Origin of the sequence: Pseudomonas sp. NPDC090592, assembly GCF_044769185.1 — a bacterium.
GTDB lineage: Bacteria > Pseudomonadota > Gammaproteobacteria > Pseudomonadales > Pseudomonadaceae > Aquipseudomonas.
This window is the reverse complement of the sequence record NZ_JBIVXJ010000022.1, coordinates 98,349-106,543: the sequence shown is the minus strand read 5'-3', so window position 1 is coordinate 106,543 and position 8,195 is coordinate 98,349. Positions and strand designations below refer to the sequence as shown.

The following is an 8,195-nucleotide window of genomic DNA, read 5'->3' as shown; positions in this document are numbered from 1 at the left end:
GCGGGCGGCGCTCGATCTCACAGGCGCTGACGATGCCGTGGCGAGCACCTGGCAACCCTTATGCCATTGCAATAAACCATAGAATCTCCCACAGGGATCGAGTACGCCCAGCAGTACCTATGGGCAGCTTCAACCGCGAAGAGGCCAGCACGGGCTGGCGAAGAGTCAACTTTTGTCACCGCCCGCTGCGCAACATCTCCACCGGCACATACTTGCCAATCTCATACTTGCCAATCGCCGCCCGGTGCACTTCATCCGGCCCGTCAGCCAGGCGCAGGGTACGCTGCATGGCGTACATGTAGGCCAGCGGGAAATCGCCGCTCACCCCTGCCCCACCATGCATCTGGATCGCCCGGTCAATGACCTTCAAGGCCACGTTGGGTGCCACCACCTTGATCTGCGCGATCTCGCTGCGGGCCACCTTGTTGCCGACGGTGTCCATCATGTACGCCGCTTTCAGTGTCAGCAGCCGGGCCATGTCGATCTCCATGCGCGAGTCGGCAATCTTGTCGACGTTGCCGCCCAGCCGGGCCAGTGGCCGGCCAAAGGCCGTGCGTTCCACCGAGCGCTTGCACATCAACTCCAGCGCTCGCTCGGCCATGCCGATCGAGCGCATGCAGTGGTGGATACGCCCAGGCCCAAGGCGCCCTTGGGCAATCTCGAAACCGCGGCCGGCGCCAAGGATCACGTTTTCATACGGCACGCGCACGTTCTCGAACAGCACCTCGGCGTGGCCATGCGGCGCATCGTCATAACCAAACACCGGCAACGGGCGGACGATCTTCACACCGGGCGTATCGGTGGGTACCAGCACCATCGAGTGCTGCTGGTGGCGTGGCCCTTCAGGGTCGGACAGGCCCATGAAGATCATCACCTTGCAGCGTGGGTCGCAGGCGCCGGAGGTCCACCACTTGCGGCCGTTGATCACCCATTGGTCACCGTCACGCACGGCGGTGGCGGCCATGTTGGTGGCGTCCGAAGAGGCCACGTCCGGCTCGGTCATGGCAAATGCCGAGCGGATCTCGCCGCGCAACAGCGGCTCCAGCCACTGGCGTTTCTGCGCTTCGCTGCCGTACCGCACCAGCACTTCCATGTTGCCGGTATCCGGCGCCGAACAGTTGAACGGCTCAGGCCCGAGCAGCGAGCGGCCCATGATTTCCGCCAGCGGCGCATAGTCCAGGTTGCTCAGCCCAGCGCCGTATTCCGACTCGGGCAGGAACAGGTTCCACAACCCTTCGGCGCGGGCCTTGGCCTTGAGTTCTTCCATGATCGCGGTGGGCTGCCAGCGGTCGCCTTCGGCAACCTGGCGCTCGAACACGGCTTCGGCGGGGTAGACATAAGCGTTCATGAACGCAGTGACGCGCTCACGCAGTGCCTGGACCTTGGGCGAATAGGCGAAATCCATCGGGGCTACCTTCACGGTTCGGAATACATGGGCCTGAGCCTAGAGCAGCAAGCGCCCATCCACCTAGTCTATTTTCCGCGTGTATAAACATTCATAACCGATATATGATCGGCCAATAACTCCAACAAAGAGCGGCGCCCATGAACCTCAGCAAGGTCGACCTCAACCTGTTCATCGTGTTTGACGCGATCTACACCGAAGCCAACCTGACCCGCGCCGGGCAAATTGTCGGCATCACCCAGCCGGCGGTGTCCAACGCCCTTTCGCGGTTGCGCGAAACCTTCAACGACCCGCTGTTCGTGCGCACCGCGCAAGGCATGGTGCCGACGCCCATGGCGCAGAACATCATCGGCCCGGTGCGCAACGCCTTGGCACTGTTACGTACGTCGGTGCAGGAAAGCCGCATCTTCAACCCGCAACAGGCCAACAAAACCTTCCGCATCAGCATGACCGACCTGACCGAAGCGGTCATCCTGCCGCCTCTGTTCCAGCGTTTGCGCCGCCTGGCGCCGGCGGTGCTGATTGAAAGCTTTCTGTGCAAGCGCCGCGAGACCACCAAGGAACTCGCTGCCGGCCGCCTGGACTTCGCCATCGACGCGCCCCTTAACACCGACCCGCAGGTGCGCCACGTCAAGCTGATGCAGGACCGCTACGTCTGCGCCCTGCGCCAGGGCCACCCGCTGGCCGACAGCAAGCTGACCCTCGACAGCTATCTGGGCATGACCCACATCCATATTTCCAGCCGCCGCAACGGCCTGGGCTATGTCGACCTGGCCCTGGGCAAGATGGGCGTGCAACGCAAGGTTGCCTTGCGCTCGCAGCATTACCTGATGGCTTCGCAGGTGTTGCAGCAAACCGACATGGCGATGACGGTGCCCGAACGCTTCGCCCGCCGTCATCAGTTGCGCTACCACCCGCTCCCGGTAGAGGTACCCGCGCTGGAAACGCACCTGTACTGGCATGAAAGCACCGACCAGGACCCGGCCAACCGCTGGATGCGCGAGCAAATCACCGAATTGTGCGAACGCGTGGTGGCAGAGGAAGAAAGAGCCTTGGAGCCCGCCTGAAGGTACGAACGAGGGGCGGTCAACGCCCCTCGACAGAAGAATAAAAAAATCCTTCAAAACCTGAACTCCATAGAAAAATTTCTCCCTGGTACTCAGAAACACACTGCGCTAAGCGAAAAAAATCTCGCAGGTGACGGGTACGCTTACTCCATCAATCGCCGACTTCACGGCGACAGACATGGACCTGCCCTGATGCCTAGCGCCCCGCTCTACTTCGATTACGCCGCCACCACCCCCGTCGATGACCGGGTCATCGAAACCATGCTCGCTTGCCTTGGCAACCAGGCCAACTTCGGCAACCCGGCGTCCAGTGGCCATGCCTACGGCCAGGCTGCCCGAGATGTCGTGGAACAAGCCCGCCAGCAAGTGGCCGAACGCGTTGGCGCGCAGGCCCAGAGCCTGGTCTGGACCTCGGGCGCGACCGAATCCAACAACCTGGCACTCAAAGGCATTGCCCAAGGCATCGGCCAGCCCGGTCACCTGATCACCAGCCAGCTGGAGCACAAGGCCGTGCTGGACACGGTGGCCGAACTGGAGCGCCAGGGCTGGGCCGTTACCCGCCTGGCACCGGATGCCGCTGGCCTGATCCAGCCAGCCAGCGTCCAGGCAGCGTTGCGTGCCGATACCCGCCTGGTATCGCTGATGGCGGTCAACAACGAGCTGGGCACGGTCACCGATTTTGCCGCCATTGGCGAGCGGGTGCGTACACACGGTGCCTTGCTGCACGTGGACGCAGCGCAGGCCGTGGGCAAGCTGGCCATCGACCTGAACACGATGGCCGTAGACCTGATGTCGTTTTCGGCACACAAGGTTTACGGGCCAAAGGGCATCGGCGCGCTGTATGTCGGGCCACGCGCCCGTACGCTGATGCGCGCGCAGATGCACGGCGGCGGCCATGAGCAAGGCCTGCGCTCCGGCACCTTGGCCACCCACCAGATCGTGGGCATGGGCAGCGCCTTTGCCTTGGCCGGCCACCCCGGCGACAGTGAGCACCAGCACCTGGCCCAGATGGCAACGCGCCTGCGCGAAGGCTTGCTGGCCTTGCCAGGCGTAAGCCTGAACGGCTGCCCCAGCCAACGCATACCGCACACCCTGAACCTATGCATCGACAGCAAAGGCTTCAACAGTGCAGCGCTGGCCAGCGAACTGGCATTGTCGACCACCTCGTCCTGCAACTCCGCCAGCAATGCTGCCTCGCATGTGCTGCTGGCACTGGGGCTGGACGAGCGCCAGGCCCGCAACAGTGTGCGCTTGAGCATCGGGCGCTTTAGCAGCGAGGCCGACGTGGACGAGGCGCTCGAGGTGTTTGGCCGGGTATTGGCGACGGCCTCGATCGCGTTGTGGTGAGCGTCGGCACGCCGTGCAATCAACCCTGTGAGTCGACCACCAGCGCCTCGCCAATCGCATAAAAATGCCCACCCGCCACATAGTGCAAACTGCGCCACTGCGGGTCGGCATGTTCATACGCCCAGTGCCCATCGCGGAACACCCGGTCATCGGCCCAGGCCGCCACCACTTCGCCAATGAACAGGTCGTAGGTGCTCTGGTTGTGCGGCTCGTTGATTACCCGGCACATCAACCACGCCGAACAGCCCTGCACCAGCGGTGCCGCATGCTCCTCGACCCGGGCCAGTTGCACCCCGATGCTTGCCAGCTTGTCGGGCTGGTCGAACAAGCTGCGGGTACCGACCTGGTGGGTCAGCTGCGCCTGTGCTGCGGTAGGCACCTGGATCACGAACCAGCCACTCCCCTCCACCAGCTGCCGGGTGCGGGCGATCTTGTCGAGCACCACCGTCACCTTGGGCGGGTCGAAGTCCAGCGCACACGCCCAGGCAGCTGCCATCACGTTGTCCACCCCTTCATGGCTGGCCGAGACCAGCACCGTAGGGCCGTGGTTCAGCAAGCGATAGGCCTTTTTCAGGTCGACGGGCTGGAAATGGCTGTTCATGGCAATCCTCGGCAAGACGGGTATCAGACGGCGAATTGTGCCGCAGGCCTCCACGACCTGCCAGACAGGGCTGTTATTTCGGCGGCTTCAGAAATTTCCCACAGCGTTCTCGGACGCGTCCTACTTGCCGCCCCGGCGCACAGAAAACAAGATCGGCACTGGACAACGCAAGGTCGCGATCCAGAGGAGGCTCCGTATGCACCTGTACGCCCGCTCCATTGCCCAACTGCGCAGCAGCCTGCGCGAAATGCTCACCCATGACATCAGCAACCCCGATGAAGACCCCCACCTGTCCGGGGTGATGTTCTTCTGCGCTACCGACGAACACTCCCGGCAATTGATCGAACGTATCGAGTTGCTGGCCAGCGAGGTGTTCTTCGACCCGAACGGGCGGGCTATCTCAGAGCATATGAAAGCTGCAACGGTGGACGGCGTGCGCATCAAGCGCAACCGCAAGGCACCAGCGGACGAGACCGTGATAAGCATCGCGGTGGCGGACAAGGGCTATATCACGGTAAGCACCGCCCGGTTCTGACTTTTCGGGGCTGCCTTGCGACCCATCGCCGGCAAGCCAGCTCCCACAGGTGCCGCGCAGATCTCAAGCTTTGCGCAGTCCCTGTGGGAGATTCTATGGTTTCTTGCAATGGCATCAGGGTTGCCAGGTGCTCGCCACGGCATCTTCAGCGCCTGTCAGATCGAGCGCCGCCCGCGCGGCGCATCGCGAGCAAGCTCGCTCCTACATTTGTTTCGGGCCAGTAACGCCTGTGCCATGCGCGCGCGACCGCCTTGTTCGTTCGACGCGATATCGAGCCATGCGCCAAAGCGTTCGCGCGCAAATCCCATAGGAATGATTGGCCCGAAACAGATGTAGGAGCGAGCTTGCTCGCGATGCGCCGCGCGGGCGGCGCTCGGTCTCACAGGCGCTGCATATCTTGCGGCCAACACCTGTCAGCCCTGATGCGATCCCTGTGGGAGCTGGCTTGCCGGTGATGGGCCGCGAGGCGGCCCCATGCCCTTCCCCGACCAATCCGCTATCCTGAGCACTCCCCCGCTCCGGACCGCCCCATGGAACTGCACATTCGCCTGGAGGGCCGCAAAGGCCTGGCCGACCAGCTCTACCAGCAACTGCGCGCCGGTATCGACAGTGGCCACCTGGCCGCCGGTACCCAGCTGCCGCCCACCCGCCTGCTGGCCGAGCAACTGGGCGTGTCGCGCAAGACCGTGGCCGAGGCCTATTCGCGGCTGACCTACGACAACCTGCTCAGCGGCGTGGTCGGCCGCGGCACGTTCATCAGCCCGCGCCAACCCCTGCGCAACCCTGCATCCACCACCATCCCCCTGGCCGGCGCCGCGTCGCTCGAACGCTGGCAGCAGCGTGCCACCGTGCTCGGCCAGCGCCAGCTGCAAGCACCGTCGCGGTATGACTTTGTCGGCGGCGCATCGAGCAAGGCACAGTTCCCGTTCGACCAGTGGCGCAGTTGCCTGAACTACGCCCTGCGCCGCAGCCAGCGCCACCCCGAGCGGCAGTTCCCGGCCCAAGGCTTGCCGGAACTGCGCGAGGCCATTGCCCACCACATCGCCTACGCCCGCGGCGTGCATTGCAGCGCGGCCGACCTGCTGGTGTGCAACGGCGCCCAGCAGGCGCTGGACCTGATCGCCCGGGTGCTGGTAGAGCCGGGTTGCCAGGTGGCCATGGAAGACCCAGGCTACCCGCCGGCACGGCAACTGTTCCTGGCCTTGGGCGCACGCCTGCAATCCGTGCCGGTGGATGACGAAGGGCTATGCGTGGAGCAGATCGCCGAGGGTACCCGGCTGATCTACGTAACGCCTTCGCACCAGTTCCCACTGGGCATGCCGATGAGTGAGCCACGCCGGCATGCCCTGCTGGCACGGGCCGCCGAGCTGGGTGCGCTGATTATCGAAGACGACTACGACTGCGAGTTCCGCTACCACGGGCCGGCCCCGGATGCCTTGCAGCGCCTTGACCAGCATGGCCTGGTGGCCTATGTGGGCACCTTCTCCAAAACCCTGCTGCCCGAGCTGCGCCTGGGCTATGCCGTGTTGCCACCTGCAGTCTTGCAGGCCGCCTGTGTGGCCAAGCATCTCAGTGACTGGCACAGCCCGACCTTGCTGCAGTGGGCGCTGGCGCGCTTTTTGAGCGAAGGCCACTTGAACAAGCACATCCGCCGCTGCCACGACGTCTACGGCGCCCGCCGCGAACGCATCCTGACGCGCCTGTGCGGCGACCTGTCACCGTGGTTCAGCGCCATCCCCGCCAGCGCCGGCTTCCACCTCAGCGCACTGGCCAAACCCGGGGTAGATGTCGAGTTGTTGGCCAACCTGGCGCGCAAGGTGGAAGTCGGCCTGTATTCGCTGGCACCGTTCTTCAGCGAGGCACCGGTGCGCCCGGGGCTGTTGCTGGGCTTCGGTGCCATCGAGCTGCTGGACATCGACCCGGCACTGGACCGGGTGCGCGACACCCTGCAGGGCCTCAGCTGACCGACGCGACCTTGCCCGTCGCGGGCCTACGTGCAACGGCTGCGGCATAACCCCGGGGGTTGAAGCAGGTGGTGACCAGCAACATGGCCACCACGGTCACGGTCAGCAGCGCCCACGATGCCTGGAAGTTGCCACTCATGTCACGCAGCCAACCGGTGATATAGGGCACGATACCGGTGATGATAAAGCCAACGCCCTGTACGAATGCTGCCAGGCTGCCGGCCTCGGCAGGCGTTTTCAGGTGTTCCAGGGTCAGCGTCAGGCACTGGCTGAAGCAGGCGCCCAGGCCGAAACCGATCATCGCTACCCACAGCCCCGACGCCAGCGTCGGCGCCAGCAGCAGGCCGAGGAAACCCACCAGCTGGATGGCCAGCGCCAGCCACAAGCCCGGACGGCGGTCTGCCAGGCGCCGCAGCAGCAACGGCAAACCCAGTGCACCCGCCACCTGGAAAATCGTCATCAAGCCGACCAGGTCTGCGCCGCCCTGGGCGCTGCCGCCGTGCTCGATGTGGTACGCCGGCAACCAGGCCACCATGCTGGTGTAGCCGCCGTTGATCAGGCCAAAGTACAGGGCCAGCAACCAGGCCCGGCGCGTGCCGAACCAGTGCCCGCCTGTTGCACCCGCCAGCTTGGGTGCCTCCTGACGTGGCCGCAGCACAGCCCAGGCCAGAACCGCCAGCAGCGCCGGTATCGCCCACAGGCCAAGGCCAGCTTGCCAATGACCGAAGTAGCCACTGATATGTGGGCCGAGTACGGCGGCCAGGCCGCCGCCCGTCATCAGCGCCGCCGAATACATGCCCATAGCCCCGGCCAGGCGCCCGGGGAACCAGCGGTTGACCAACCCCGGCATCATGCCCTGCACCACCGCCACCCCCAGGCCGGCGAACACCGCACTGGCAATCAGCGCCCACGCGCTGTCCAGTTGCAAGCGCCACAGGCAGGCCAGGGCAATGGCAGCCAGGCCACCGAGCATGCCGCCATGCTCGCTGATCCAGCGCCGCAACCACGGTTGCAGCAACGGCACCAGGCCCATGCACAGCACCGGCAACGCCGTCAGCAGGGCGGCCTGCTGGTAGCCCAGGCCGGTGCTGGTGCGCATGGGTTCGAGCAAGGGGCCGATACTGGTCAGGATCGGCCGCAGGTTCAGCGCCAGCAGGATCACCAGCAGCAGGTTCAAGGCAGCTCTCATTGCGAATCGGTTCTCTGGTAACAAGATCGGGCCATTATCCCGGCTCGATTGGCCAGGTGAAAATGAAGAGATTGGATGCTTGTCAGT

7 protein-coding genes are annotated in these 8,195 nt (G+C 64.6%); 4 read left to right on the top strand and 3 right to left on the bottom strand.

Annotated features, from left to right (window positions below; genetic code table 11):
• Positions 1-175: 175 nt before the first annotated feature.
• A complete protein-coding gene (locus tag ACIQUI_RS19700; RefSeq protein WP_403201813.1) occupies positions 176-1,405 on the bottom strand; it encodes an acyl-CoA dehydrogenase in 1,230 nt (409 codons plus the stop codon).
• A gap of 140 nt (positions 1,406-1,545) precedes the next feature.
• Between ACIQUI_RS19700 and ACIQUI_RS19695 the strand changes: the two genes are divergently transcribed.
• Both ACIQUI_RS19695 and ACIQUI_RS19690 read left to right on the top strand, forming a co-directional pair.
• Entirely contained in the window at positions 1,546-2,472 is a 927-nt protein-coding gene (locus ACIQUI_RS19695; protein WP_060497224.1) for a LysR family transcriptional regulator, read from the top strand.
• A gap of 192 nt (positions 2,473-2,664) precedes the next feature.
• Complete coding sequence (locus tag ACIQUI_RS19690; RefSeq protein ID WP_403201809.1) at positions 2,665-3,819, top strand: cysteine desulfurase family protein; 1,155 nt, start codon at positions 2,665-2,667, stop codon at positions 3,817-3,819.
• A 19-nt stretch (positions 3,820-3,838) separates the two neighbouring features.
• Here ACIQUI_RS19690 and ACIQUI_RS19685 read toward each other — a convergent pair whose 3' ends face one another.
• Positions 3,839-4,420 (bottom strand): flavin reductase family protein, encoded by a 582-nt coding sequence (locus tag ACIQUI_RS19685; RefSeq protein WP_403201806.1) that lies wholly within the window; start codon positions 4,418-4,420, stop codon positions 3,839-3,841.
• Between the two features lie 196 nt (positions 4,421-4,616).
• On the opposite strand from ACIQUI_RS19685, the gene ACIQUI_RS19680 reads away from it, so the two are divergent.
• Together ACIQUI_RS19680 and ACIQUI_RS19675 are read left to right on the top strand one after the other, a co-directional pair.
• The gene (locus ACIQUI_RS19680) at positions 4,617-4,955 is read left to right on the top strand and encodes a hypothetical protein (protein ID WP_403201804.1); all 339 of its coding nucleotides are present in this window, start codon (positions 4,617-4,619) and stop codon (positions 4,953-4,955) included.
• Positions 4,956-5,485: 530 nt separating this feature from the next.
• Entirely contained in the window at positions 5,486-6,919 is a 1,434-nt protein-coding gene (locus ACIQUI_RS19675; protein WP_403201801.1) for a PLP-dependent aminotransferase family protein, read from the top strand.
• On the opposite strand, the gene ACIQUI_RS19670 is transcribed toward ACIQUI_RS19675, so the two are convergent.
• Positions 6,912-8,108, bottom strand: coding sequence for a CynX/NimT family MFS transporter (locus tag ACIQUI_RS19670; RefSeq protein ID WP_403201798.1), 1,197 nt, complete (start codon positions 8,106-8,108; stop codon positions 6,912-6,914). The two genes, ACIQUI_RS19675 and ACIQUI_RS19670, sit on opposite strands and share 8 nt — an antisense overlap.
• Positions 8,109-8,195 lie beyond the last annotated feature (87 nt).